The sequence below is a fragment of the Candidatus Cybelea sp. genome, from assembly GCA_036489315.1.
GTDB lineage: Bacteria > Vulcanimicrobiota > Vulcanimicrobiia > Vulcanimicrobiales > Vulcanimicrobiaceae > Cybelea.
This window is the reverse complement of sequence record DASXFZ010000012.1, coordinates 1-26,551: the sequence shown is the minus strand read 5'-3', so window position 1 is coordinate 26,551 and position 26,551 is coordinate 1. Positions and strand designations below refer to the sequence as shown.

The window sequence follows — 26,551 nt, the reverse complement described above, 5'->3', positions numbered from 1 at the left end:
TGTGCGCAAGGCGCTGCGCGCTCTCCCGCTCCTCCTGACGCTCGCCTTTGCCGGGTGTAACAGCTCGAGCGTCGTGACGCCGCCGCAGCCGGTCGCGCAGCACTCGATCCAGCACATCATTATCCTCGTGCAGGAGAACCGCAGCTTCAACAACATCTTCGCCGGCTTTCCGGGCGCGACGACGGCGATGTCGGGCCCCTGCAAGCCGAAGGGGCAAGCCGCAAAATGGTGCACGGGGAACCACATCATTCGGCTGCACGCGGTCAGTCTCAAAACCGGCACGCCGGATTTCGGCAAAGACATCGATCATAGCCATAACGGCTTCGGCATCGAGTGCGACGTCAGCGCCTCCAACGTCTGCGCGAGGGATGGCTTCAATCTAATTCGCTACGGCGAGTCGGGTCAGTCCGCGCCGGCCAAGAGCTTTCCCTACGCGTACGTGGATCGTCAGGAAACGGCCCCCTATTGGAAGCTCGCGCAGCAGTACACGCTCGCGGACAAAATGTTCTTGACCGATACCGCCTCGAGTTTTATCGCCCACCAGCTGATCCTCTCGGGAACGGTTCGGATCAACGACCGCGAATCGCTGACCGACCAGCCGCCGACTACACCCTGGGGCTGCGACGCACCCCCGGGCATTTCGACGCCCTTTCTGTTGAGGGACGGCCGGGTAATTCCGGATCCGCCGACAAAGCTCTCCTTTCCGTGCTTCACGCAGTATCGGACTATCGCTGATTTGCTCGATGCAAAAGGCGTCTCTTATCAGTTTTACGTGATGCAAGGGCTGGACGCGAGGAAGCCGTACTATGATTTCTCCGGAACCGCGTGGAACGGCTTCGACGCCATCAAGAAGTTCCGTTACAGCAGCGACTGGAAGAACCACATCAGCGTCCCAAACACCAACATCTTCAAGGATCTCAAGGGCGGGAGCCTGCCCGCGGTATCGTGGGTGATTCCGACGCTCTTTGATTCCGATCACCCCGCGAGCGGCTGCAACGGCGGACCGCGGTGGGTGACCAGCGTCGTCAACGCCGCCGGCACGAGCCGATATTGGAAGAACACCGCGATCGTACTGCTCTGGGATGACTGGGGCGGCTGGTACGATCCCGTTCCTCCTCCGCAGGTCAACTATACGAGCGACGGGATGCGCATTCCGCTGCTCGTTATCTCGCCGTACGCTCTACCCCACAACGTCTCACACACGGAGTACAACTACGGCAGCATCCTGCGTTTTATCGAAGAGACGTTCAAGCTCGGCTCGCTCGGCACGACCGACGCCTCGGCGAACTCCCTGATGGACAGCTTCAACTTCACGCAGACACCAAATACATTCACGGCCGCGCCGTTGCCGCCGAAACCCCACTGCAGGCCGCCGGCGGGTGACGTGGTTCGCCAAATCATCGAGCACGACGGGGGCGTCCCGGGATAGGCCTTAACGCGCGTCCCAGTACTCCGCGCCGACCGGATACATCAGCATGTTCCGCCGGAATCCGCTGACGCGGTCGCGCACGACGTCGACGTTCGATTCGAATGCAACCGGAATCGCCGGAACCTCTTGCCGCACGATCCGCTGCATCGCGACGAAGTCGGCACGCCGGCGCCGCGGATCGCCGGTCGTCGCCTGATCCTCGAAGAGCGCGTCGAAACGCGGATTGCAGTAGTTCATCGAGTTGTTCCCGTTGCCGCCGCGCTGGCTGCAGGCGAAGATCACCGATTGCTCCGGATCTGCCGCCCCGATCCACTGCGCCGCCGCTAGCGTAAAGGCACCGGTCCGCAGCGGCCCGCCCGGCGCGTTGAAGAGCGAAGCCGGATAGGGCTTGAGCGCCGCGTCGATTCCCGCGCGCTGAAGCTGCTCTTGCTCGATGACCTGCATCCACGTTCCCCGCTCGGGCGCAAGCGCGATCGTTACGCTCAGCCGAACGCCGCCCTTACTCCAATGCCCTCCGCTGCGCCGCCAGCCGCCCGACGTAAGCTCGCGCGCCGCCGCCGCTGGGCCGTTCCCGATCGCGCCGCCGTCGTGCCACACAAAGACCGGCGGGAGAAACGAATCGGCCGGCCGCAGCACGCCAAACGCGGCGCGAACGATCTCGCCGCCGTCGATCGCCTCGGCGATCGCGCGCCGCACGTGGACGTCGCGGGTCGGCGGCGCCGTCGTCTGCGCCATTAAAAAATAGACGCCGTTGACCGGCGTGACGACGACGCGCGCGTGCGCAATTTCCCGCGCTCGCGGCACTTGCGCCGAACCGATCTCGGTAACGTCGACCTCGCCGGTACTTAGCGCCAGCAGCGAGCTCTGCGTCGTCGGGATGAGCGACAGCACGATGCGGCGCAGCCGCGGCTGCGGTCCGAAGTAGGGATTGCGTTCGAGGACGATGCGGTTCGCGCGCTGCCACTGCGTCACGCGAAATGGTCCGGTGCCAAACGGCAGCTGATCCCACGCGCCGCGCCGCACGTCCGTCGACGAAAACGCGTGCGCCGGCAAGATCCCGAACGCGAAATCGGCCTGGGCGAAGAGCTCGGCGACGGCCGCATTCCAAGGATTGCGCAAGCGCACGACGACCGTGTAGCGATCCGGCGTCTGCAACGCCGCGATTCGCCGATAGGCGTCGACCGATTCGACAGGATTGCGCGGATCGACGATCGCGCGATAGGTAAACGCGACGTCGGCCGACGTCAGCTCGCTGCCGTCGGCGAAGCGCACCTCGTGCCGAAGATGATAGACGATCGTCTTGCCGTCACGCGAGATGTCGCCGTTGGCGCGCGAGGGCACGCGCGTCACCAGAATCGGAACCAGCCGGTTCTCCGCCGAGAGCCCGACGAGCGTCTGCGTAACGAGCAAGTCGTAGCCGATCGTGTCCTGGTCGTGCGCGAGCAACGGATTGAGGGACGTCGGATCGACGTTGTCGGCGATCGCGAGCACGTGCGCTTGCGGGCCCGGGCGTTGGCAAGCGGACAACGCCGTCGCGACCAGGAGCGCCATCGTCAAAACGGGTAGGATGCTCCATATGGACGAGAATTCGAATCGCCGGGAGGGCGTGGAAGACGCCGACGCCACCGGCATGGTTGCGGGTGAGGAGCTCATCACCCAGGCCGAGACGATGCTGCCGATCCTAAAGCTCCACGACGCCCTGCCCCGAGAGCACGAAGCGCACGCGGCGATCGACCAGCTGGACGGCGAATTGAAAAAGGACGCGCCCGATCGCAGCGTCGTCGAGGGGCACGTGGCGCGGCTGCGGCTGCTGCCGGAGCTCGAAGCGATCGTCGTCAACTGGTGGGACGATCCGCGCACGCAGCGCTTCTTCGCCGATCTCGGCCAGATCGGCGTCTAGGAGCGACAGTTTCCTAGCCCACACTCGGACGGACCCGGAGCGCCGCGCTAATTCGCGGCCCCACCGTGCCTTTTGCCTTCGGCACGCCGTGATCGTAATGCAGCTGCGTCTCGTAGCTCATCACGAGCAGGCTGCCGGCCTCGAGATCGATGTCGAGGGCTCGCCGCGATTTACGCCGGCCCGAATCGAGGGGGCCTTTGCTGCGAATCGTCATCAGCCGCGTCGCTCCCAAAGAAATCAGCGCGATCGGGTGGTTCTCGATGATCTCGTAAAGGTGGTCGTTGTGCGGCGCGACGCTGTCGCGCCCGTCGCGATAGAGGTTCAGCCCCACGCTGTTAAAGCGTGTCGCGGTAACCTCACCCGCCTTGGCCGCGATCTCCGCGAGCGCCGGCGGCAACTCCGGATCGTCGAGCCGGTACCGCGCGACTCGTCGCGGCACGTCGACCTTGCGATCGTACATCCAGCGCCGTTCGCTCTGCCACGGAATCCCGTCGCGCAGCGCCTCGAACCACGCCGCCGCGGTCGCCGAATCCGCGAACCGCGGGATGTAGTAGATCGTGCCGGTTTCGTCGGCGACCAGCGTCCGCCGCCCGTCGCCGAAGATTCCCAGTTGGGTCAGGGATACAGGCCGCGCAGTTTCGTCGCCTCGGCGACGCGCGAAACCGCGACGCAATACGCGCCCTGACGCATCGAAACGCCGTGGCGTTTCGCCTGTTCGTGCGTCTCGCGAAACGCACGGACCATCTTGTGCTTGAGGCGTTCGTTGATCTCGGCCTCTTCCCAGAAGTTCGCCTGCAGATCCTGAACCCACTCGAAGTACGAAACCGTCACGCCCCCGGCGTTGGCCAAAATATCCGGCAGCACCATGATGCCGCGATCGAAGAGGATCGCATCGGCGTCGGGTGTCGTCGGTCCGTTGGCCGCCTCCGCCACGATTCGCGCGCGAATGTGTGACGCGTTCTCGCCGGTGATGACTTTTTCCAGCGCCGCCGGGACGAGCACGTCGCAATCGAACTCGAGCACCGCGCGGTTGTCGATGCGTTCGCCGCCGCGAAAGCCGGTGACCGATCCCGTCTCACCCTTATGCGCCATCAAGCCTTTGACGTCGAGGCCGTCCTCGTTGGCGACGCCGCCGTGCGAGTCGGAGACCGCGACGATCTTATAGCCGATGTCGGACATCAGCTGCGCGGCGTACATGCCGGCGTTGCCGAATCCCTGGATGGCGACGCGCGCACCGGCGATCTCTTTGCCGAGCTCCGCCATCGCTTCGTCGACGACGTAGCCGCAGCCGCGCGCCGTCGCTTTGTCCCGCCCGAGCGAGCCGCCGATCGAAACCGGCTTACCGGTGACGACGCCCGGGATCGAATAGCCGTGCTGCATCGAAAATGAGTCCATGATCCACGCCATGATCTGGGGCGTCGTGTAGACGTCGGGCGCGGGGATGTCTTTCTCTGGCCCGATGATGATCGAGATCTCGTTGGTGAAACGGCGTGTCAGGTTCTCGAGCTCCTGCATCGACATGTGCTTGGGGTCGCAGATCACGCCGCCTTTGGCGCCGCCAAAGGGGATGTTCACGAGCGCGCACTTCCAGGTCATCCACATCGCGAGCGCCTTGACTTCGTCGAGCGTGACGTCGGGGTGGAAACGGATGCCGCCCTTCCCGGGCCCGCGCGACATGTTGTGCTGCACGCGGTACCCGGTGAACATGCGGAACGCTCCGTCGTCCATTCGCACCGGAACGGAGACCTCGAGAACGCGTTTAGGCTGGCGCAGGTATCCATGCAGTGATTCGTTGAGGCCAATGAGCCGGCTCACTTCATCGAGCTGACGCGTGGCCATATCCCAAACGTTGTCTTGCGATTGAACGGCGGAGAGATCTTGAGCCATGACTTCCTCTACTCTGGTTACGCTGGGTGTGGTTCTAGTAGTGCGGGTGGCCGTACATGCTGGCGCGATAGGCCGGCAAGTGCGGATTCTTCCAGTGCGAACCGTCGGCGAAGGCAATCTTCAGCGGTACGCATTTCGCGAAGCTCGTCTGAAGCGGAAAGACGTTGGGGCTCAGCCCGAACTTGTGCTTGATCTCGGCGCCCGGAGAGAAGGTGCCGACGTCTTTTACCTCAGCGACGAGATTGCCCTTGACCAGCAGCCCGAATTCGATCTGTTTCATAACGTGGTGTGTGGCGTTGACGTAGTCGATGCCGAGCGTCGGGTCGTTCTCGACGGGAGACTGGTAGTACGTCGGGCCGTAGACCGACGGCCAGCCCCAGTACCGGCCGTAGAGACCGTACGAGGGATAGAATCCCGGCGTGTATCCGGCGTAGTTATAGCTGACATTGCGCTCAGGGTTGCAGGCGTTGACCTGGATTGGGTGCGGCATCGTCACTTGCGAAGCCTGCGACATTGCGACGTTCGTCGACTGCGCCGCAGTGATCGCAGGAAGGCTGCTTAGCAAGCATAGCGCTCCTACGCCCAGCGAAAAGCGTAACGGGTTCATGAGGCCTCCTTAGCGGATTGAAACACGGTTGTCTTGGCTGTCCGCCTTCTGCAAGCGAAAGGGCGGCGCCTTGGCACCGCCCTGATTGGCTGATTGCGTGTTTGTTTATTGCGGTGGGCGCCCGCCGCCGCCGCGGCCTCCTCCGCCTCCGCCGCCGCCGCCATTGCGACCGCCGCCTCCGCCGCCGCCGGAACTTCGCGGCGCCGAACCGCCGCCGCCTGCGTTACCGCGCGAGTATGATGGATGCGAACCGCCTCCGCTGCTGCCGCGTGAGTACGACGGATACGTACCGCCTCCACCGTTGCCGCGTGAGTACGACGGGTACGAACCGCCTCCACCGTTGCCGCGTGAATACGACGGATACGCACCCCCGCCGCCGTTGCCGCGCGAGTTCGACGGATACGAGCCGCCCCCACCGTTGCCGCGCGAGTACGAGGGCGCGGCGTTACGTGATTCGGAGTACGGACTGCGAGCGCTGCTGGACGATTCGCCGCGCGAGTATGAGGGATAGGAGCTGCTGCCGCGCGAGTATGAAGGCGCGGAGTTGCGCGACGACTGCACCGCGTAAGGATCGCGGGCCGACGTTTGGCGTTCCGAGCCGACGGACGCGTTGCGAGGTGTACTGCCGAAGGATTGGTTTCGGGTCGAAAAGCCGCGGTCGTTCGATCCTGAGATACCGCCGCGATCGATCGATCTCGAGGCTCCGCCGCGCTCTTGCGAAAACCGGTTCCACGAATCCGAGACGCTGCGGTTTTGCGAACCAGATCCCTGGAGCGCGTTCGAACGTGAGCCTTCGGTCATTCCGCGATTCGAGTCGTTACGTTGCGAGCCGGTCATCGCGCTCTGCCCTTGCGCGCCGCCGTGCGCAACTCCGCGATCGCTATTGAAGCGCTGCCACGACGAGGTCGGCGCGTTCGTGCGCGCAGAGTCGAGGTTGCCGCGCGTTTCGTTGCCGCGCGTTTCGTTACCGCGCGTTTCGTTACCGCGCGTTTCGTTACCGCGCGTCATCTCGCTGCTGCGCGATACTGGCGCATTGTTGCGGCCGGAATCGAGGTTGCCGCGCGTTTCGTTACCGCGCGTCATCTCGCTGCTGCGCGATACTGGCGCGTTGTTGCGGCCGGAATCGCCGCGAATCGCCTGCGAGACCGCGCGCTGCTGAGTCTCGAAGGCCGGCCGTGCGGCGAGTGCGCGATTCGACGCGAAGCGTGGAGAGTTGAAGCTCTTCGACATCGTCACCGGAGCGCTGACCGTTCCGCGCGATCCGGAGGCGAAGCGAAGGTTTTCGCGGCCCGGGGTAACCGGCACGGCACCCTGGATCGTGCCCATCTTCGAAATCATCTTCGGATTGACGGCGATCATGTGACCGAAGTTTCCGTGCTGGAAGTTGCCAACGATGGTTCCAGTAGCGCCGTGGTGCCCGAAGTTGCCGTAGTAGTTGTGGATGTTCGTCACGTTGACGATCCGCGTGTTCCAGCCGCGGCCGTAGCCGTAGCCGCCACCGTATCGCGGCCAGCCCCAGCCGTATCCCGTCCAGGCCCAGCCCGCGTACCACGGATAGTACGGAGCGTACGGAGCCAGCGGATACCAGCCGACGTATGGATAGCCGCCGAAGCCGGCGCTAACGCCCCAGCCCGCGCCGCCGACGCTCAGGCCGAATCCAAAGAATCCAACAAGTGCGGGCGACCAAGCCGGCTGTGCGTTATAGTACCCGACGTACGCCGGAGGGAGCCACGCCCAGCCTGAGTTGTTCGCGTAGAACCAGCGGCCGTAGTGATACGGCGCCCAGCCCCACTGGTCAGCCGAGACCCACGTCCAGCCGTAACCGTCTTCCCAGGTCCACGAGCCGTTCTGGTATGGAGCCCAGTCGGAAGACTGATTCGGAACCCACGCCTGGCCGTAACCCGCGACGTCCTGCCACTGGCCGTACTGGCTGAGGTTATCGTAGCCGGCGATATCCGGACTGACGTTCGGGCTGGAGTCGAGCGCGGCGACCATCGTCTGGTCGCGCTTTGCGCTGAAATCGTCGAATGTGTCGAACCCGACCGCCGTCGTATAACTGATCGACGGATCCGAGGCCGCGCCGCGCGCGACGAGCGTCCGCCCGGACTGCAGGTCGTACTTCTGCTGCGGCGTGATGACTTCGGCCTGGCCGCGGCGGACCGTCACCCACGTCGAGCCGTCTTGCGTGATGGAGACTCGGTAGTCGCCCTTCTGCTGCGAGCGCACGCTGATCGACGGCGTGTCGACCTGGAACGCACGAGAGTCGTGAACCAGCCCGACTTCGATCGTCCCGTCGGCAAGCTGCAGCTGGCGGTTGTTCGGGTCGTCGTTGGTGATGCGCGCCTGAACGTTGCCGCCTAAACGCACGGCAGTATAACCGTCAAACTGTAACTCGGCACGAGTCGTCTGCCCGGTAGAGAGATAATCCCCAGGCAGCAGCGGGGCGTTGATGACCGCCTTCACCTGCTCGTTGCTGTCCCCGCGCTGGACGACCGCGGGTCCGTTCAGAACGCTGACCCGGGCAACGCCGGGGCCGTTCTGGCTCGGTGCCGCTTGGTCGGCCGAAACCGGCGTCACGCTGCCGAGGCTGACCCCGACGAGCGCGGCGCCGCAAAGGACGCTTGTAAACCACTTGCTAGTCATATCTGTGTTCGTTTCCCCTCACCCTCATTGAAGCCGAATCCAGGTATTGACGTCATCGATTCGCGATTAGTGTAGCATTAAGCTCGAGTGAGAGGGGACGGCGTGCCTGCCGCTAAGTGGTACGGCGGAGGTGGATTCTGAAAATGCAAGACTCGGAACGCGAACTTTCGCGACGTAACTTCCTTTCGGGCGTAATCGTTCTACCGGCCCTCGCCGGACTGTTCCTCACTCAAACGAGTCCTGCGCAAGCCAAAGGCTCGCAGGCGCAGTTCAAGTATCAGAAGACGCCCAAGAATGGGCAAAAGTGTTCGGGGTGCAGCCAGTTCGTTCCAGGCAAGTCGGCCACGGCAGACGGCACGTGTAAAGTCGTGGACGGCACGATCAGCCCCAACGGCTGGTGCATCGCCTGGAGCAAGAAGACCTAACCCTCAAGCGATCTCGAAGAGCGCCGCGGCGCCCATGCCGCCCCCGATGCACATCGTGATGACGGCATACTTTTCGCCGCGGCGTTTGCCTTCGATCAACGCGTGCATCGTCATCCGTGCGCCGCTCATCCCGTAGGGGTGGCCGATCGAGATCGCGCCGCCGTCGACGTTGAAGCGGTCGTTGGGCAAGCCCAGCGTGTCGCGACAGTAGACCGTCTGCACCGCGAAGGCCTCGTTCAGTTCCCACAGCCCGATATCGCCGACCGAAAGTCCATGCTGCTTGAGCAGCATCGGAACGGCGAAAACCGGCGCGATTCCCATCTCGCCCGGATCGCAGCCGGCCACGACGTAGCCGCGGTAAAACCCTAACGGCGCCAACCCGCGCTCTTTCGCAAGTTCCGCGTCCATAACAACGACCGCCGCGGCGCCGTCGGAAAACTGCGACGAATTGCCGGCCGTAATCGTCGTGTCCGTGACGCCCGGTACCGCGCCGCGCAGCGAGGCGAGCCCTTCAAGCGTCGTATCAGGCCGATTCCCTTCATCTTTGCGCAGCTCGACGCGCTCCTCACGAACGGCGCCGCTCTCCTTATCTTGTTCGTACTTCCACGACGGCAACGGGACGATCTCCGCGTCGAAACGCCCCGCGGCTTGCGCGGCGGCCGTACGCTCTTGGCTCTGCAGTGCGTATTCGTCTTGGCCCGTGCGCGAAATGCCGTATTTCTTCGCGACATTGTCGGCCGTGTAGAGCATCGGCATGTAGATATCCGGAACGTGGCGCAGCAGCCAATCCTCGGCGAAGAAATGCAGGTTGAGCTCGTTCTGCACCATGCTGATCGACTCGACGCCGCCTGCGACGACGATCCCGGCGCCATCGGCGATCACGCGTTTGGCCGCGCCCGCGATCGCATCGAGCCCCGAGGCGCAGTAGCGGCTGACCGTCTGGCCGGGAACCGTTACCGGACAGCCGGCGCGCAGCGCCGCCGTGCGGCCGATGTTGTTGCCGGTTGCGCCTTCCGGGAGGCCGCAGCCCATGATGACGTCCTGCACTTCGTGCGGCGCCACCGCCGCGCGCTCCAGCGCGTGCTTGACGGCGTGCCCCGCCATCGTCGCGCCCGGCGTTTGATTGAAGGCGCCCCGAAAGGCGCGGCCGATCGGCGTGCGCGCCGCCGAAACGATCGCCGCTTCACGCATGAACGGCCTCCGCTTGCGCGCCTTGCGCTTGGGCGAACGTGCCGCCGCTCATCGCCACGCGCGCGAGCAGCGCCGACGGCTTCCACTGCGGCCCAAAGGCCGCTTCGAACTCTTTGATACGCTCGTAGACCCGCGCGACGCCTACCTCGCCGGCGTGCCACATCGGTCCCCCGTGATGCGGCGGAAAGCCGTAGCCGTAGATGTAGACGATATCGATGTCGCCCGGCCGCAGCGCGATGCCCTCTTCGAGCAGATACGCACCGCGATTGACCAGCGCATAGACCAAACGATCGCGAATCTCGGCGTCGCCTGCCTCCCGCGGCTCGATGCCGGCTTCGCGCGCCGCCTCCGCGAACAGTGCTTCAACTTCCGGATCGCGAATCGGCTCGCGGCCCTTGCCGACCGCTTTATCGTATTTGTAGAAGCCGGCCATCGCTTTCTGCCCGAGCCGCTGGCGTTCGACGAGCCGTTCGAGCACGTTCGTGCGCCCCTGCGCGGCCGCACCTTGCAGCTTCTGCACGTTCAGGCCGATATCGAGCCCGGAGAGATCGCTCATCGCAAACGGCCCCATCGGAAAACCAAACGCCTTCATCACGGCATCGATCCGGGAGGGGGTGTTGCCCGCTTCGGCGAGCGCGTAGGCCTCGCGCACGTAGTCGAAGACCATCCGGTTGCTGATGAAGCCGAAGGCATTGCCGGAGAGCACGGCCTTCTTGCGAAGCCTCTTGCCGATCGCGAACCCGGTCGCCAAGCTCTGCGCCGACGACTCCTTGCCGCGCACGATCTCGAGCAGCGGCATGATGTTCGCGGGCACGAAGAAGTGCAGTCCGAAGACCTGCTCCGGACGCTTTGTCGCGGCAGCCAGCGCATCGATGTCGAGCGTCGAGGTATTGCTCGCGAGCAATCCTTCGGGCTTGACGATGCCGTCGAGCCTGGCGAAGACCTCGCGTTTGACCTCGAGATTCTCGAAGACCGCTTCAACGACGAGATCGCAGTCGGCGAGCGCGCTCCAGTCTTCGGTGAAGGTAATTGCCTGCGCGCGCTCCCACGCTTCCTCTTGCGTCAGCCGCCCCTTCTGCACCTGATACATGAACATGCCCATGACGGTCTGGCGCGCCTTGTCGACGGCTTCGTCGTTGTTGTCGACCACCACGACCGGAAAGCCGGCCTGCGCGAAAGCGATCGCGATGCCGCTGCCCATCGTCCCGGCACCAACGACGCCAACTTTCTCCACCTCCGGCGCTGTCCCGACCTTGTCGTCTGTCATCCTGAGCTTGTCGAAGGGGGGAATCTTGTCGAGCTCCCGCTCCGCGAAAAAGACGTGGCGCAGCGCCGCCGACGGCGCGGAACGTACGAGCTCGTCGAAGAGCCGCGCCTCACGCGCAAGCCCGAACGCAAACGGCAGCTCGACCGCCGCCTGCACCGCGTCGATGAGTTTGTGTGCGGCGTAGCCGCCGTCGTTTTCCGGCGGCACCATCTTGTGTGCCTGCGCGACGACAAACGGCCCCGCTTGCGCCGGCACGTCGGGCGCAATCGTCGGCGTCAGCGCCGAGGCGCGCCGCTTGACGGCGCGGCTCTTCGCGAGCGCTTCGGCGCGGGCGACGGCGTCGCTCTCAACGACCTCGTCTAAAACGCCGAGCTCGAGCGCGCGTTGCGCCGTCGCCGAGGAGCCCTTGAGCATGAACTCGAGCGCCGCTCGTGCGCCGATGAGGCGGGTGAGCCGCTGCGTCGCACCGGCGCCGGGCAATAGGCCGAGCTTGATCTCCGGCAGACCGAGCTTCGAACGCTCCGTCGCCACGCGATAGTCGCAGGTGAGCGCGAGCTCGAGGCCGCCCCCCAAGCACGTCCCATCGATTGCGGCGACGAAGATTTTGTCGCTGAGCTCGATATCGGCAATGACGTCGCGAATCGTCACCGCGTCCGGCGGGATCTCCCGGTTGAAATCGTTGACGTCGGCGCCCCCGCTAAAGAGGCCGTTCGCGCCGGTCACGATCACCACGCCGACGGCCTCGTCGCGCTGCGCGGCGGCGATCTCCTCGCGCAGCTTCGCGCAGTACGCGAAGGAAAGCGCGTTGACCGGCGGGTTGTCGAGGGTGATGACGCGGACGGCTTGCCCCCAGCCGGTCGAAGGATCTTGCGGAATCATCAGACGCCGACGGTCGCCTTACGGTCGTGCTCGAACTGCGTTTCGTCCAGCGCCATCACGTCGCCCGATCCATCGACGATCTGCCGCTGATACCAAGCGCACTGCGAGAGCACGTGCGAAGCGTAAAACGATGCGGTCGCGAGCTTCGCGCGGTAGAACTCGGCCTCCGGATCGCCGGCCGCGATCTTCGCCGCCGCGATCTGCGCGGCGCGCGCCATCTGCCATCCGCCCGCGACGGTTCCCCATAGACGCAGGTACGGAACCGAGCACGCGAAGGCTTTATGCAAGTCGCCCATCGCGTTCATGCCGATCCATTGCGAGGTTTCGTTGAGTACCTTCAGGCCCGCGCCGAGCGACTCACCGATCCGCTTCACGCTCTTGTCGGAGTGGCCGGCGCACTCTTTGGCGACCGCCTCCATCCGCTTGCCGACGGTTCGCGCCGTCGCGCCCATATCGCGCAAGAGCTTACGCCCGATGAGGTCGAGCGACTGGATGCCGGTCGTTCCTTCGTAGATCGTGATGATGCGGACGTCGCGATATTGCTGGGCGATGCCGGTCTCCTCGATGTAGCCCATACCGCCGAAGACCTGCAGCGCGACCGAGCAGAGGTCGACGGCGTTTTCGGTACACCAGCCTTTGACGACCGGGATCATCAGCTCGACGAACGCTTTGTGCTCTTTGCGCACCTTTTCATCGGGATGGCGCAGCGCGTAGTCGAGCGACGCGGCGGTCACATACGCGAGGCCGCGCATCGCTTCGATCGTTGCCTTCTGCAGCATCAGCATGCGCCGCACGTCGGGGTGTTTGAAGATCACTTCCGGAGCGCGCGAGCCGGGTTTGAGGTCGCGCCCCTGTACGCGCTCGAGCGCGTAGGCGAGGGAACTTTGGTACGCCCGGTCCGCGAGCGCGATGCCCTGCACGCCGACGGAGAAGCGCGCCGCGTTCATCATGATGAACATGTACTCGAGGCCGCGGTTCGGCTCGCCGACCAAATAACCGACGGCGCCTTTTCCTTTTTCGCCGTAGTTGAGCGTGCACGTCGGATTACCGTTGATGCCGAGCTTGTGCTCGATGCTCGCGCAGACGACATCGTTGCGCGCGCCGAGCGTGCCGTCGTCGTTCACGAGGAACTTGGGCACGATGAAGAGCGAGATGCCTTTGGTTCCTTCGGGCGCATCGGGAAGCCGCGCGAGGACGAGATGAATGATGTTATCGGCCATGTCGTGCTCGCCAAAGGTTATGAAGATCTTCGTACCAGAGAGCAGATAGTGGTCGCCCTCAGGCACCGCACGGGTGCGCACCTGCGCGAGGTCGGAGCCGGCCTGCGGCTCGGTCAGGCACATCGTCCCCGTCCACTTGCCCGAGACGAGGTTGGGGATGTAACCCTTCTTCTGCTCGTCGGAGCCGACCAGCTCGATTGCCTCGATCGCGCCCTGATTGAGCAGCGGGCCGTTGGCAAAACCGATGTTTGCCGCGTTCCACATCTCGAGCGTCGGGCCGAGCAGAATCTGCGGCAGCCCCTGCCCCCCGTACTCAGGCGGGACCGGCAGCCCGATCCAGCCCGCGTCGGCGAACTGGCGGTAGGCCTCCTTGAAACCGGAAGGGGTCGTGACCTCGCCGTCTTTCCAGGTGCAGCCCTCCTTATCGCCCGTCCGGTTCAGCGGGTCCAGCACGCCCGAAGCAAAAGCGGCGGCTTCCTCGAGCACGGAATCGAGGACGTCGAGGCTCTCCTCGCAGCCCGGCAGGGCGGCTACCTCCTGGATGCCGGCCAACTCGCGGAGGGCGAACTGCATATCGCGCAGGGGAGCTCGGTAGGTGCTCATCGTGGTCCCTTCTTCGGCTATATATTAAAAATAATACATACGGGAGGCGGCGAGTTGCGCCCTCTTGGGGCCTCAACGGGGCATTAGAAATTGTGAAAAAGACTCCGCCTGCTTGCGACTAGCAGTAACAACTTTGGATATGCTAGCCGTACTACGTTACAACATCATACCTCACCGTCGTCTCCGAGGAGATCATAAAAACCGATGTTCCTTACGTCCATTCTGCTATCCGTGGTGACCCTTAATCCGGCGATGGCGCCGCGCGCTCAAATGTCGCCCGCCGAAGGCACGATCACCGCACGAGCCATCTCACCCGACTCAACGTGTAAGCCGGGCGACATCTGCGCATCAAAAACGGTGCACCAGAACGGGTGCTTCTACTCCAATTTCTGGAATAAGACCAACGGCGGAACGCCGCTCACGATCGACGTCACGCAAACGGGACCCAGCGGCAGCAACACGTACATCTACTGGGTCAACAGCACGAACAAAACGATCAGCATCTCCGGCAGCGCGATGGCGAAATTCGTCTGCCCGTAAAATAGCCTTGTCATCCTGAGCCTGCCGGTGTCATCCTGAGCCCGTCGAAGGATCGGGGTGGCACCGCTTCACTCGAGCCCTAGTTCGACGGCTTCACCTCGAGCTTCGTGCTCGCGCTTCGCCCGAATTGCTCGGGCGCATTCTGTAAGTAGGCGCGCGCGCCGGGCCATGCGAAGGTGCCCGGGGTTACCGAACGCACCAGGTAGTGCACGTCGTAGACGCCGGGATCGAGGTGCTGCGCGTAGGCGACGACACGGTCGCTGTAGATCTGCGTCGCATCCATCTGCCAGCTGTCGCTTTGCGGAACGATCGCTTGAAGCGTCGTGCGGAACGACGTATCGACGGCTTCAAAGGCCGCCGGCAGCGGATCGTCGATGACGAGCCGGTCGATGGGATGATCGACGATCGTCCGCACGCCGATATCGAAGACGCGGCCGGCCGCGACGTCGAGCGGCTGCGCCGGTGCGGCGAGATCGATCGTCGCCAGCGGTGCAGCGGTCGAAGCCGCGCCGGCAGCCGTCGGATCGTTGATCGTGCGGATCACGCGGAAGGCGGCCAGCTCGCCGGGCGCGTCGGGTGCGATCGGATAGGTGTAGAGCAGCGTGTAGTGCACGCGCCCGTTAAGCGACGAGGTCACCACGATCGCCGACGCGGCCTGCAGCGACGACGCGTCCACGGTGAAGTTCTGCGAGGACGCCGTCGTGCCGAACTGCGCGTGCGCGATCTGATGGCCGTTGACCGTCGCGGTCGCCGTGCCCGGCGTTAGCTTCTCGGTCGCCGCGTACGCCGAGAGTGCGGTTAGCGCCGACGCCGTATCGTCGGCCGTCGGCCAGCCGCAACGGCACTGCTGCGCGACCAATGCGCGCACTGCGCCGGCGGTCTGTTCGGCCGGCGCGCGCCGCTCGATCAGCAGCTGCAGCATCTGCGACTGGGCGTCGACGAGCGAGCCGAGCCAGCTCCAGCGATTCGAGAGATTCGCGGTCACGTAGCGCCCCGTCATGTAGAGCGTCTGCGTCAAGCGATCGGCCATCGCCGCGCCTTTGCTCTGCCAGCCCGGCGCGCGCAGCAGGTAGCGCGCAACGCGGATCTGCGTGGCGCTGTCGAAGCCGTTCGACTGTGCGACGATATCGGAAAGGAAATCGGTTCGCGGTTTGCCGTTCTGCGCGAGCGTCCAGAGCGCTTCGAAGCGCAGCTGCGCCTTGCAGAGCGCGTCGCCGCACCACTTGAAACGCCCGGGATTGGCGAGCGCCTGCGACATGAAGTTCGACGCTTGCGCGATCGCGCCGCCGTCGACCTTCACGCCGTGCGCGCGGGCGAAGAGCAGCGCGCCAAGCGCGGCGGACGTGATGAACGGGTCGCTCTCCTTTGCCTCCGCAACCTCACCGAATCCCCCGTCGCCGCGCTGGTACGAGAGGAGCGCGCGGAGGTTCTCCGTCGCCGCTTGCGCGGGATCGAAGTTCAGCTTGAGCGCGTACGGTCCGCGCAGCCGTGCAAGCGCGCTCGCAACGACGAGGCGTGAGGCCGATTCGTCGGCCAGCGGCAGCGCGTCGCCCTCGAGCTCGCGCGCCGACGGGACGGCGAACTGCGGCACGATCGAATTCGCCAGCGTCAGCTCGATCGAACCGCCGGCGCGCAGGTCGACCGGAATCGAGGTGCTCCCGGTGCTGACGCCGCTCTCGATCACCGAATCGGTGACCGCGCGTTGGCTTGCGGTAAACGGAACCTTGAACGCGTCGCTGTGGCTGCCGAGCGTACCCGAAGCCTGCACCAAGGTCGGCGCCGGCGTCCCGACGGCGACCGGGAAGCGAAACGCCTGCATCCCCGTCTGCGCGCTCTCCGACGCTTTGCGCGTATGCGGATCGCCCTGCGCGAACGCCAGTGCGCCGCTCAGCCGCAGCAATAGATCGAGCGCGCCGTCCGCCCCGGTTTGATTAGCAACCGAAACGCCGAGGTCGAAGCGATCGCCCGGACGCGCAAACTGCGGCAGCAAGGGATTCGCGATCAGCGGCTGCGAGGATACGAACGTCTTGTCGCCGGTTGCGAAGTGCGAGGCATCGCTGTCTAGCGCGACCGCCATGACCCGCCAGGTTGTGAGGTCGTCGGGCATCGTGAAGTTCGCCTGCGCGCGGCCGGTCGCGTCGAGCGTGAGGACGCCGTAGTACGGCATCGGCTGGAAGTTCGCGCGGACGCGCGTACCTGCCGCGCCGGCCAGGAAGCCGCCGCCGTAGCCGAATCCCTTCTCGACCGCAGGCGTCTGCGTCTTGAGCATGACGTTCTCGCGATTATCGGAGAAGATCGTCGAGATCGGCTGCTGCGCGAAGACCGTCTGCACGAGGTCGGGCAGACGATACCCCGAGAGCTGCAGGATCGCGTCGTTGACGACCATCGCAACGATCTCGCCGTGCGCCGGCGATCCGTTTGCATTCCGCAGCGTGAAGTCGACGCTCTGGGCGCTTCCCGGCTGCACGGTTGCGTTGCGCGGAGCGATCGCAAGCTTCACGTACTGCCCCGAGAGGTCGACGTTGAAGGCGGTCATTCCGGTCAGCGAGAGCGTCGGCTGCTTCGGCGACGCGCCGACCGGCCCGCCGCGCCGCACGACCACTGCCTGCAGCGCCGCGTTGGGCATCATCGCCCGCGTCACCTTGAACGGGAAACGTACCGTGCCGCTCACGCCGTGTAGGGTCGTCCGGTAGATCGCGTCGTTGCGCACGACCGCAACGTAAACGTCGGCGCGATCGTACGGCGAGGCGATCAAGGCGTTGGCGGTATCGCCGATCGCGTACTGCTTCTTATCGAGCTTAATCGCCACGGCGTTGGCATCTTGCAATCCCCAATCGGCCTCACCGGCGCCGAATGCAAAGACCTGGATCTGCGTCGCGCTCGCGGCGCGCTGTTTATCGTTGCGCGCCTGTGCGAAGGTCGCGTTGACGCGGTACGGCCCGACGTCATTCGGCGTGAGCGGCGCGGTTACGGCCTTGTCGGCGGAGGTGACGTCGGCCGTCGAAACGGTCGTGTATTTGATCGACTGATCCGCGTTCTCGCCGCCTTCTTCTTCTTGCGTCGCCGAGGTGTACGTCATCTTCTGCAGCTCGAGATGGACGGCGCGTCCCGCGATCGCCTTGCCGTCGGCGCTGGTTACGAGCACGCGAATCGGCATCGCGGTTCCGGCTTTGCCGACCGAATCGGAGGCCAAGCCGATCACCGCATCCGCCGGCAGCGCGAGAAAACTCTGCGAATCGCTCACCGAGAGGTTCGAGACGTCGGTCGTCTCCATATCGACGTGATACGTCATCGGAAACGGGAGGTCGCCGGGCACCGCGACGTCGAGCGAGGCATCGCCCTTCTCGTCGAGCGGCAGATCGCGCTGCAGCACGTCGGTCGTAAATTCGGGAGTCTGTTCGGGATAGAACCATTGCGGCCCGAACGAGAAATCGTCCCAGCCCTTGGGCTGCACGGCTGCAACCTCACGCGTGACGTACGCGTGCGCCTTACCGCCCTGCAGCGGCGCGCCGAAGAGGTAGTTGGCCGAGACGTCGGCCTGCAGGCTCGAACCCGCCGTCGCCGACGTTCCCGCGAGCTTCACCGTAACGCTGAAGTTCGGGGGCTTGAACTGCGCGACGCGCAGCGAGCCGTCGATCTCGTTGCCGCTCGTCCCCTTGGCCGCGATCGTGTAGTACCCGAGCGCTTGCTGATTCGAGAACGGAACCGTCATCGAGAAGACGCCGAGCGAATCGGTGCGCCGCCTGCCGAGCTTCGTCGCGGCGTTGCTCGGATCGCTAAGCGTCACGTTATAGTCGGCATTCGCGTCCGGTACGACGCGATCGCCCTTGACATAGTAGGCGATCCCCGTGATCTGCGCGCGCTCGCCCGGCTGATACATCTGCCGGTCGGTAAAGATCGTTCCGCGCGAGAGCGGCGCCCCGCTCGTCCACGATCCGTAGATATCGAAGCGCGCGAAACCGCTGTAGTTCCAGGTCGTCACCGTCGCGACGTCGGTCCCTTCGCTAACGACGACCCCGAGATTTGGCCCCTGACTCGACGAGGCCAGCGCCGAGCAGCGCTCGACGTCGACGCCGCCAAAGTCGGCCTCGCCGGCGGCGTTGGTCGTACCGGTCGCGCACTGCGCCGGCGGGACCTTCGCCGAGTCGGCGAGACGGTAGACGGTGACGTTCGCGCCGCGCGCCGGTGCGCCGTCGCTGAGATGCGCGACGAGCACGATGCCGTGCGCCGGGAACCACTGCGAGAAGACGCCGAGGTTGGTCAGCTGCGCGATGCCGGTGAGCGAAGGCGAAGAATCGCTGCTGTCGAGGCCGGTGCGAAAGCCGTACGCGAGCGCGCCGTACCGGCCGATCCGCGATTGCAGCGGCACGCGCACGATGCTCTGCGCGTTGCGGCTCGCGCCTTTGAGCGTCACGCTTGGCCAGCTCTTCCACGAAGGAAGGATCGAGAGGGCATCCGTGTTGCCCAAAAGCTGCGTGGGCTTCACGCGCGCGTACTGCATGGAGTACTTGCCGCCGGGGAGATTGGTGGCATAGAAGTTCAACGCGACCGGCGCGCCGGCGGGAATGACGTTGGTTCCGGTCGGCGCCCAGGCCCCCGCCGCGAAGTCGGAGGTGTGAATCGTCACCCTCTGCTCCGCGCCGAGCGTCTGCCCGAAAACGTCTTTAACGGTCGGGGCAATCGTGGCGACGTACGTTTTGTCCGGATCGAGCGCGTAGGGATCGATCGCGATCGTATTCGACTGATCGGCGACGCTGTAAAGGTTCTGCACCGAAGCCGGCGCAGGCGAGATCGTCACCGCATTGGCGATCGAGCCGGCATCCAGCGGATTACTGAAGGCAATCGCCGGGTCGCCGGCGGCGAAGCGGCCGCCGCTGTTGGGGCTTGGCACCGGCGTCGGCACGATGGCGAGCGTGTCGTAGGTTTGCACCGCGCCGCTGAAAGCCTTGATCGACGGGACGTTGCCGTATGCCGGCTCGACGCCGGGCGCGATGTTCAGGGTGTACTTCGTTCCCTTGCGCAACTCGTGGGCCGGCTTCAGCTCGTAGGTCCAAGAACTCAGCGAAGGATCGAAGAGCTCTTGCGCGCCGCTACCGGGATACGGCGTCGGCGTTGCCTTGAGCGTCGCCGAAAGGGGCACGCTGTCGCCGCCGTTGGAAAGCGTCGCGTGCGAGGCCAGCGAGCTCGGGTCGACGGCCGCATTGGCGGTGACGTCGAGCGTTGGCCGCACGTCGACCGGTGGTGCCGTCGACTCGTCGTCCCCGCCGGAAATCTGCGGCAGGGCGCGAAAAGCGAGCGATTCGGTTTCGAAGCTCCAGGCCAGATCGCTTGGCAGCGAGTCGCCGTCGAGATCGCGCAGCCCCGCCCGCAGCGTGATGCGGACCCGCGCGCCGATCGGCAGCGCGCGGTCGGCGACGAAGCCGATCATGCGCGGCGTGAGCAGCGTAAAGTGTCCCGCGAGCGGCGGCTCGACGGCGACGCGATCGAGGACGCTGCGCGCACCGTCGCCCGAGAGGGCCGCTACTGCAGCGACCGGCTTCGCGAAGATCACGCGCACTTGCGCCAGCGTCTGCGCCGTCCGGGTTGGGGAGATCGAGGCGATCCAGGGCGGCAGCGAGGGCGTGGGCGCCGCGGCGACCGGCGCGAGCTTCGCCGGGCCGCCCTGGCCGTTGCAGGATGCCACCGCGACGATGGCCGCGACGACGAGCATCGAATACAGCAGACGCACGCATGCCTCTTTTCATCTCCAGCCGATGAAACTCTTTGCTCCCCTGCTCGCGCTTGCGGCCCTCCCTGCGATTGTGGCGCTCGCGCGCTCCGGCATCGACGTAGCGAAGATCCACCTGACGCGCGGATCGGTTACCTACACCGACCGCAGCGGCATCCCGCTCGGAACGATTCTGGGCGGCGACTCGACGCACACGGTCGGCGTGCCGCTCGACGCCGTCTCGCCGCAGTTCCAGGAAGCGATCGTCGCTGCCGAAGACGCGCGTTTCCGGCAGCACGGCGGCGTCGATCTCTTCGCGCTGCTGCGCGCCGCGCGCGAGTACGCGATCTTCGGCGAGGCGCGCAGCGGCGGCTCGACCATCGAGATGCAGCTCGCGCGCCTGCTCTATCCCTCGACGCCTCGCGGCGGCGCGCTCGCCCAGATGAAGGATAAGCTGGCGCAGATCGCTACCGCGGAACGCATCGAGATCGGCTCGAGCAAAGCGGCGGTGCTCGAGGCCTACGTCAACCGCGCGCCGATGGGCGGAAATCTCTATGGCGTCGAGGCGGCCGCCCGCACCTACTTCGGCGAGCCCGCTTCGGATCTCGATCTCGCGCAAGCCTCGCTGCTCGCGGCGATTCCCAACGATCCCTCTCGTCTCGCACCCGATTCGAACTGGCACGCGCTGCGCAGGCGCCAGCGATACGTGCTCGACCGGATGGTCGCGCTCGGAAGCATCGATCGCACGACGGCCGATCGGGCCTTCGCCGAGACGCTCGACGTTCGCCGGCACGATTCGGGAATCGCCGACGCGCCGCACGCACTCTTCGATCTCTACCGCAGCGGCTCGGGGGCCGGCGGCCGCGAGCGCACGACGCTCGATCGCTCGCTGCAGCGCTTCGTCCAGGCACAAACCCAAGACGTCATCGCCGCGCTGGCTCGCTATCACGTCAGCGACGCCGCTGCGCTGGTCGCCGATAATCGAACGGGCGATGTGCTCGCCTACGTCGGCTCGCCGGATTATTTTTCTGATGCGGCGCTGGGACGCAACGACGGCGTGCAGGCGCTGCGTCAGGCGGGCTCCTCGCTCAAGCCCTTCACCTACGAGCTCGCACTCGAACGCGAAACGATTCGCTCGACGACGATCCTTCCCGACATTCCCGCGGCCTACGCGATTCCCGGCGGCAGACTCTATCAGCCGGCCGACTACAGCGGCCGCTTCAGCGGCCCCGTGCGCGTTCGCTACGCGCTGGCGAACTCGCTGAACGTGCCGGCCGTGCGCGTCCTCTCCGATCTCGGCGTCGCCAATCTGCTCGACCGCCTCCACGAGCTGGGTTTCGTCCACCTCGATCGCCCCGCGTCGTACTATGGTCTGGGGCTGACGCTGGGGAGCGGTGAGGTTAGCCTCTGGGAACTCGTACAGGCCTACGTAACGATGGCGCGCGAAGGCGACTTCCTAGCGTTGCATCTCGCGGACGACAGCGGCCTCGATCGTCAGGTGGGTGAGGCGCCGAAGTGGGAGCTGGTGACCGACATTCTCGCCGACCCGCACGCGCGCTCGCACTCGTTCGGCCTGCACTCGGTGCTCGAGATGCCGTTCCCGGCCGCGGTAAAGACCGGCACCTCGTCGGATTTCCACGATACGTGGACCGTCGGCTTCACCCGCGATTACACGGTCGGCGTCTGGGTCGGCAACTTCGACGGCAGCGCGATGCGCGGCGTCTCGGGCGTCACCGGCGCCGGGCCGCTCTGGAATCGCATCATGCTGCATCTCTACGAGCGCAGCGCCGAGCCGCCGCCCTTTACAACGCCGCGCGGATACGTACGCATCCCGATCTGCGCGACGACCGGCCGAACTCCCTCGCGCCGGCAACCGTGCCCCGCGACCGTTCAAGAGTGGGTCAAACCGCAGGACATCGCCTCACTGCGTCCGCGCAGCGAACCGATCGCGCTGCGCATTGCGTTCCCCAGCGACGGCGACACCTTCGTACTCAACGCCGCAAGTAACGCGCTCCAACAGCGTTCCCAGCAGATCGCGCTGCACGCAATCGGTTCGCTGGGAAAAGTGCGTTGGACCGTGGACGGCAAACCGCTGGCGCTCGACGCCAACGGCGATGCTTTTTGGCCGCTGCGCCTGGGCGCCTGGCGAATCGAAGCCCACGATGGCAAACGCAACACCAGCGTCACAATCCGCGTCATCCCCCCAACGCCCCCGCGCCCCGGCTTCACCCGCTAAACTCCCGCCGCTATCTTCCAACCAAGCTCTCCGGATTCAAAAACAAAACTCCGTCCGGGCCCAATCCCAAACGAGGACCGTCTGACCGAGCGCCGGAGCAGGATGCGGAAGGCGCGAGGCAGTCGATAGGAGGGCCACACGGATGTGGCCCGACGAATGTGTCCGAGTTGGGATTGGGTCCGGACGGAGTTTTGGTTTTCCCTACTCCGTGTCGACCGGCTCGTTCGAAGGCGGCTCGTGCAAGAAGTGCGCCAAGGGATACTTCGCCTTAATCTTTGCGAAGGGGCGCGGCTTTTGCGTAAAGTCGAAGGCGTTGTCGAGGCCCGTCGCGCGAGCGTCGGTGTAAAGCTCAGAGGCCGGCCCGATCGTCGGGAGCTGGTAGACCTCCTCGATAAACCGCAGGATGCTGCCGAACTCGTATTGAGTGTCGTCGACGTAGCCGTGTTTTGCGTACGGCGAAATGATCAAGCACGGAATACGAAAGCCGAGCCCACGATAATCGAGCTGCGGCGGGCTAGCGTTGTCGAACCAGCCGCCCCAGTCGTCCCAAACGACGATGATCGCGCTCGTGTTCCAATAGGAACTCTGCCCGACCGCATTCACAACGGAGGAGACCCAGGAGGGCCCAAGGTCGCTATGGTCGCCCGGGTGGTCGGAGTCTTTCTTGCTCGGGGTCACCCAGTCTACCGAGGCTAGATTTCCCTTCGCGGCATCGCTGAGAACCCTCGTCTGCGGAGCGATGACGTCCGTGCGCCAGTCCGGACCGTAGCGCGTGTATTTGAATCCTTCGAACGGCTCCCACATTCCGGCGCCGACGAGCTTGCTCGCATAGATCTTCCACGGGATCCGCGCGGTATCGAGGACGTTAGCCATCGAGTTGAATTGATCGAAGCACGGAAACGGCCCCTGATAAAAGTGTTCCTGCTCGTCCGCGGTGACGTAGGAGCTTCGCGTTCCGACCGGCGAGTCGCAGTCGTCGTGCAGGCCGTTGGGAAAATCGACTTCGGATTGGGTGGGTTGTCCCTTGATTCGGTCGTTGCCCGCTACCAGGGTCAGGTGACCGGTGAAGCTCCCGCCCCATTCGGTGGGGAACATCGCATCGGCGAGCACGTACTGATTGGCCATCGTCCAGTACGGCTTTACCAGCGATCTCTCGACGTACTCGTAGGCCTCGTACTCGCCGGGCTTGCCGTACTTTGAAAAACCGTCCAACTTGCCCTTATCGTATTCTTCCTTCGAGGAGCGCCAGTTGTGCTGGAGAACCGGCCCGTCGAAGCTAATCGGCTTCAGCGTAATGCTCATGTCGCCCGGGGGGCACCGCGAGTCGCTGCCCGCGCGCCGTACCCGCCCGGAGACCGATGGGCGCAGCGAACCCACGGGGAGGCCGCATCCGCTCATCGGCGCGTTCGCGCCAGGATAGCCGGCGAAGAAATTCTCGAAGCTGCGGTTCTCCTGAACGATCACGATGACGTGCGAAAGATACTGGCTTGCGGAACGGCTTGCATGCCGAACGCGCGGCACTGCGCCCGCGGGTGCAGTAAACGTCGAACCGCTGCTGACCGAGGAGCACGCCGTTGTGAAAAGGAGTCCTAACGACGCCAGAAGCAGACCGAGCCTAGCCATAACAAGCGCCACTTTCCAACGCGGCCGCTCGGACTCCTATGGCGCTGCTATCGTGGCGCGAGCGTGCGCCCGCTCACGGACTAACGCTCACCGGGATCATCAAGTGCGCATACGGTGAATCGGGCCACATCACATACGGCTTGGTCGGATCGGGATCGAGACCCATGGGATAACCCATGCCTTTCACCGAGGGGCCGAGGAGCATCACGTGCGGTCCGGTCTTCACCCAGTGATTGTCGGCGGTCTGCGCTCGCGCGTATGGATCGGAGTTGCTCGCGCCTTCGTCGCCGGCGAGCATGTACACGAAACCGGTCGTCGCGGGCGGCGTCCCGTGCGTCAAGATCGCTTTCATCCAGGCCATCGCGTTGTTATCGGCGCACATCGGCTCTTGCGGGCCCAGGAGCATGCACGTGAAGCCGTTGCTCCCAGTTTGAAGCGTCCGCATCGCGCCGTTGTCGCCCATTTTGACGATCGTTGCGCCCTTCACCACCGCAGCCGGCGCGGCCGGTGCTATTTGAGCGATATAATCCGAATCCGAGATCGGAGCGCCGGCAGCGTTGGCCGCCGCGAAGCCTGCGAGAAGCGCCGCCGCGAGAGCGGTCGCCGTAAGCGTGTAGCGCAACATGGTCATTCCTCCCAGATTGCAAGTGAGGGATGGGCCGTTCGCTTTTCCTTAATAAAAGAACTGCTGCAGCTGGTCAAAACTAGGGCCAAAGGCCCAGCCCATGCGCTGGGAGGGGTTGATGACCGGCGCGGGCTCGCCGATCGCAAACTTAAACCCCGTTATCGTTTCGACCAGGGTCCCGCTTTCGTCGTAGACGACGATCGCGCTGCCTTGACTGCCGTCGCAGTAGGTCGGATCGGTGACCAGAAAGAGGCCGTTGGCGGAGTCGCTCGCAATACCGGCGCCGCTATTGGTCTGCGACGTGTCGCCCGTGCACGGCAGCTGCGCGTAGACGCCATTGCGCTTGGCGAGGTTGTAGAACTCGACTTGGGCGTTGAGTTCCGTCGTCGTCGCCGCGATGCCCGTCGCCGAATCGACGGCTAAGCCATTGACGTAGCCCGCGCCGTAGTAGCCGTTGTTGAAGCCGTCGAACTGAGTCTGTTTGCCGGTCTTGAGACTGACGAGCACGTTGATCGGCGGCGCACCGCCGACTCGGCCGCCGTCGGGCGAGACCGCGATCACCGCGTGGTTCGTCGCTGTGTCCTGCGCGACTTGCGGCACGTTTCCAACTCCAAAGGTATTCGGATCGAGGTGGATGACTTTACCGAACGTGTTCTTGGCGACGTTCGATGAGAAGAGATCCGGCACGTCTTGGTTCTTGAGCTCGATCCCGAAGATCGCGGTGTTCGTGTTCGCCGCGCTCTGATTCGGCCCCGCCGTTTCTACCTGGAAGTCCCTGACCGGCGGCGTCCATTTACCCGTGAACTTGCCCGACGTTACCGGATCCATTACGTTGTAAAAGCGTTTCGCGTAGATCTTTCCCTTGGGGACGACCTGGCGATTGATCAAGCCGACGTCGCCGGCGGAGATGTTGATGGCGACGTACGACGTTCCGGGCGGATTCTTCTTCGGAAAGACCTTGTCGATCGTTCCGCTGCTCTGATCGAAGGTCTCGACGTTGAGTGCCGTGGCCAGCACCCCGTCGCTGCCGTTCTGGTTGATGTCGAAGCCGTAGATTTGCCCCCCGCGTGAGGTCAAGACGGCGCCCAATCCGAGCGAGTGCTTTGCGGCGGTTCGCGCCTGCGGCGAAAGCGCCGCAGACTCCGAAACGCCGCCGTCGCAGCCAGAGAGAAGAACTGCGACGGCGACGAGTTGTAGCAACGGAAAGCGTCTACGACGTTGATTCATTGCGCTCCCATTCGTTGGCGAATCTTCGAGTTGTTTTTGCTCCGGCCCCCAACCTAGGGGGCGAATATGAAGAAATTCTGAAAACCTTCCGGCAACCGCGACGCAACGCTCGCGCGCAACGATGGCCGGGTGCAGAAGGATCCCGTCGTTACCGCGCGCCGGCTCTTTGAAAACGTCCGTCGCCGCCCCGCGGAGCCGGTCGTGGTGGCGACGCTCCTGCTCTTCGGGCAGGGTGCGCTTGCTTATGCCGCCCGGCGAGGTATTCGTATTCTGCTGCTGCGGCCGGGTGAGATCTATCGCGAAGCCTCGGCCGCGCTCGGGCGTTTGGGGATCGACGTCGATGCCTGGCCGGCTCCTCCCGCCGGCCTCTTTGTCGTCGAGGAACGCGCCCTATACTTACGTTCGCGCAGTCCGATGACGGTCGCGCACGAGTTCGGGCACGCACTCGACTGCGCGCTCGGCGGCGGGGTATATCGCAGCGGCATCGATCCGCAGGTCCGCGCCCTCTTCGCCAACGCGCACGCTTTCGTCACTCCCTACGC

18 protein-coding genes are annotated in these 26,551 nt (G+C 64.8%); 6 read left to right on the top strand and 12 right to left on the bottom strand.

What is annotated here, in order from left to right:
• The first annotated feature begins 1 nt into the window (after position 1).
• Positions 2-1,429 (top strand): alkaline phosphatase family protein, encoded by a 1,428-nt coding sequence (locus VGG51_02890; GenBank protein HEY1881972.1) that lies wholly within the window; start codon positions 2-4, stop codon positions 1,427-1,429.
• A gap of 3 nt (positions 1,430-1,432) precedes the next feature.
• On the opposite strand, the gene VGG51_02885 is transcribed toward VGG51_02890, so the two are convergent.
• Positions 1,433-2,980, bottom strand: coding sequence for a peptide ABC transporter substrate-binding protein (locus VGG51_02885; protein ID HEY1881971.1), 1,548 nt, complete (start codon positions 2,978-2,980; stop codon positions 1,433-1,435).
• Between the two features lie 25 nt (positions 2,981-3,005).
• On the opposite strand from VGG51_02885, the gene VGG51_02880 reads away from it, so the two are divergent.
• Complete coding sequence (locus VGG51_02880; GenBank protein HEY1881970.1) at positions 3,006-3,329, top strand: hypothetical protein; 324 nt, start codon at positions 3,006-3,008, stop codon at positions 3,327-3,329.
• 13 nt (positions 3,330-3,342) lie between these two features.
• Here the strand turns inward: VGG51_02880 and VGG51_02875 are convergent, their stop codons facing one another.
• The 4 genes from VGG51_02875 to VGG51_02860 all read right to left on the bottom strand — a co-directional run bounded on the left by VGG51_02875 (position 3,343) and on the right by VGG51_02860 (position 8,466).
• Positions 3,343-4,002, bottom strand: a complete 660-nt coding sequence (locus tag VGG51_02875; protein HEY1881969.1) for an alpha-ketoglutarate-dependent dioxygenase AlkB — start codon at positions 4,000-4,002, stop codon at positions 3,343-3,345.
• Entirely contained in the window at positions 3,945-5,216 is a 1,272-nt protein-coding gene (locus VGG51_02870) for a Glu/Leu/Phe/Val dehydrogenase (protein ID HEY1881968.1), read from the bottom strand. The genes VGG51_02875 and VGG51_02870 overlap by 58 nt, the downstream gene beginning before the upstream one ends.
• A gap of 34 nt (positions 5,217-5,250) precedes the next feature.
• Positions 5,251-5,823, bottom strand: coding sequence for a hypothetical protein (locus tag VGG51_02865; GenBank protein ID HEY1881967.1), 573 nt, complete (start codon positions 5,821-5,823; stop codon positions 5,251-5,253).
• Positions 5,824-5,928: 105 nt separating this feature from the next.
• Positions 5,929-8,466 (bottom strand): DUF6600 domain-containing protein, encoded by a 2,538-nt coding sequence (locus tag VGG51_02860; GenBank protein HEY1881966.1) that lies wholly within the window; start codon positions 8,464-8,466, stop codon positions 5,929-5,931.
• A gap of 143 nt (positions 8,467-8,609) precedes the next feature.
• Between VGG51_02860 and VGG51_02855 the strand changes: the two genes are divergently transcribed.
• On the top strand, positions 8,610-8,891 hold the full coding sequence (locus tag VGG51_02855; protein HEY1881965.1) for a high-potential iron-sulfur protein: 282 nt from the start codon (positions 8,610-8,612) through the stop codon (positions 8,889-8,891).
• 3 nt (positions 8,892-8,894) lie between these two features.
• On the opposite strand, the gene VGG51_02850 is transcribed toward VGG51_02855, so the two are convergent.
• Genes VGG51_02850 through VGG51_02840 form a run of 3 tightly spaced genes read right to left on the bottom strand, consistent with a single transcriptional unit; the run spans position 8,895 to position 14,051 of the window.
• Complete coding sequence (locus VGG51_02850) at positions 8,895-10,082, bottom strand: acetyl-CoA C-acyltransferase (protein ID HEY1881964.1); 1,188 nt, start codon at positions 10,080-10,082, stop codon at positions 8,895-8,897.
• On the bottom strand, positions 10,075-12,228 hold the full coding sequence (locus tag VGG51_02845; GenBank protein HEY1881963.1) for a 3-hydroxyacyl-CoA dehydrogenase NAD-binding domain-containing protein: 2,154 nt from the start codon (positions 12,226-12,228) through the stop codon (positions 10,075-10,077). The genes VGG51_02850 and VGG51_02845 overlap by 8 nt, the downstream gene beginning before the upstream one ends.
• Positions 12,228-14,051 carry an acyl-CoA dehydrogenase gene (locus VGG51_02840; GenBank protein HEY1881962.1) on the bottom strand — a complete coding sequence of 608 codons (1,824 nt, stop codon included), beginning with the start codon at positions 14,049-14,051 and terminating at the stop codon, positions 12,228-12,230. Before VGG51_02840 ends, VGG51_02845 begins: the two co-directional genes overlap by 1 nt.
• A 231-nt stretch (positions 14,052-14,282) precedes the next feature.
• Between VGG51_02840 and VGG51_02835 the strand changes: the two genes are divergently transcribed.
• Positions 14,283-14,591 (top strand): hypothetical protein, encoded by a 309-nt coding sequence (locus tag VGG51_02835; GenBank protein ID HEY1881961.1) that lies wholly within the window; start codon positions 14,283-14,285, stop codon positions 14,589-14,591.
• Between the two features lie 79 nt (positions 14,592-14,670).
• Here VGG51_02835 and VGG51_02830 read toward each other — a convergent pair whose 3' ends face one another.
• Positions 14,671-20,319 (bottom strand): Ig-like domain-containing protein, encoded by a 5,649-nt coding sequence (locus VGG51_02830; GenBank protein HEY1881960.1) that lies wholly within the window; start codon positions 20,317-20,319, stop codon positions 14,671-14,673.
• A 25-nt stretch (positions 20,320-20,344) separates the two neighbouring features.
• On the opposite strand from VGG51_02830, the gene pbpC reads away from it, so the two are divergent.
• Positions 20,345-22,534 carry a penicillin-binding protein 1C gene (gene pbpC, locus VGG51_02825; protein HEY1881959.1) on the top strand — a complete coding sequence of 730 codons (2,190 nt, stop codon included), beginning with the start codon at positions 20,345-20,347 and terminating at the stop codon, positions 22,532-22,534.
• Positions 22,535-22,735: 201 nt separating this feature from the next.
• Here pbpC and VGG51_02820 read toward each other — a convergent pair whose 3' ends face one another.
• From VGG51_02820 to VGG51_02810, 3 genes are all read right to left on the bottom strand, one after another.
• Entirely contained in the window at positions 22,736-24,157 is a 1,422-nt protein-coding gene (locus tag VGG51_02820) for an alkaline phosphatase family protein (protein HEY1881958.1), read from the bottom strand.
• Between the two features lie 73 nt (positions 24,158-24,230).
• Positions 24,231-24,788: a hypothetical protein gene (locus tag VGG51_02815; GenBank protein ID HEY1881957.1), complete on the bottom strand. Its 558-nt coding sequence runs from the start codon at positions 24,786-24,788 to the stop codon at positions 24,231-24,233.
• A 42-nt stretch (positions 24,789-24,830) separates the two neighbouring features.
• Positions 24,831-25,982 carry a hypothetical protein gene (locus VGG51_02810; protein ID HEY1881956.1) on the bottom strand — a complete coding sequence of 384 codons (1,152 nt, stop codon included), beginning with the start codon at positions 25,980-25,982 and terminating at the stop codon, positions 24,831-24,833.
• 156 nt (positions 25,983-26,138) lie between these two features.
• Here VGG51_02810 and VGG51_02805 point away from each other — a divergent pair.
• Positions 26,139-26,551, top strand: a 413-nt coding sequence (locus VGG51_02805; GenBank protein HEY1881955.1) for a hypothetical protein, incomplete at its 3' end; no start/stop codon positions are given.

Excerpts from the sequence above, each read along its gene's own strand:
- pbpC (HEY1881959.1), top strand. The coding sequence starts at position 20,345 with ATGAAACTCTTTGCTCCCCTGCTCGCGCTTGCGGCCCTCCCTGCGATT.
- VGG51_02820 (HEY1881958.1), bottom strand. The coding sequence starts at position 24,157 with ATGGCTAGGCTCGGTCTGCTTCTGGCGTCGTTAGGACTCCTTTTCACA.
- VGG51_02855 (HEY1881965.1), top strand. The coding sequence starts at position 8,610 with ATGCAAGACTCGGAACGCGAACTTTCGCGACGTAACTTCCTTTCGGGC.
- VGG51_02885 (HEY1881971.1), bottom strand. The coding sequence starts at position 2,980 with ATGGCGCTCCTGGTCGCGACGGCGTTGTCCGCTTGCCAACGCCCGGGC.
- VGG51_02845 (HEY1881963.1), bottom strand. The coding sequence starts at position 12,228 with ATGATTCCGCAAGATCCTTCGACCGGCTGGGGGCAAGCCGTCCGCGTC.
- VGG51_02860 (HEY1881966.1), bottom strand. The coding sequence starts at position 8,466 with ATGACTAGCAAGTGGTTTACAAGCGTCCTTTGCGGCGCCGCGCTCGTC.
- VGG51_02880 (HEY1881970.1), top strand. The coding sequence starts at position 3,006 with ATGGACGAGAATTCGAATCGCCGGGAGGGCGTGGAAGACGCCGACGCC.
- VGG51_02870 (HEY1881968.1), bottom strand. The coding sequence starts at position 5,216 with ATGGCTCAAGATCTCTCCGCCGTTCAATCGCAAGACAACGTTTGGGAT.
- VGG51_02850 (HEY1881964.1), bottom strand. The coding sequence starts at position 10,082 with ATGCGTGAAGCGGCGATCGTTTCGGCGGCGCGCACGCCGATCGGCCGC.
- VGG51_02865 (HEY1881967.1), bottom strand. The coding sequence starts at position 5,823 with ATGAACCCGTTACGCTTTTCGCTGGGCGTAGGAGCGCTATGCTTGCTA.
- VGG51_02815 (HEY1881957.1), bottom strand. The coding sequence starts at position 24,788 with ATGACCATGTTGCGCTACACGCTTACGGCGACCGCTCTCGCGGCGGCG.
- VGG51_02840 (HEY1881962.1), bottom strand. The coding sequence starts at position 14,051 with ATGAGCACCTACCGAGCTCCCCTGCGCGATATGCAGTTCGCCCTCCGC.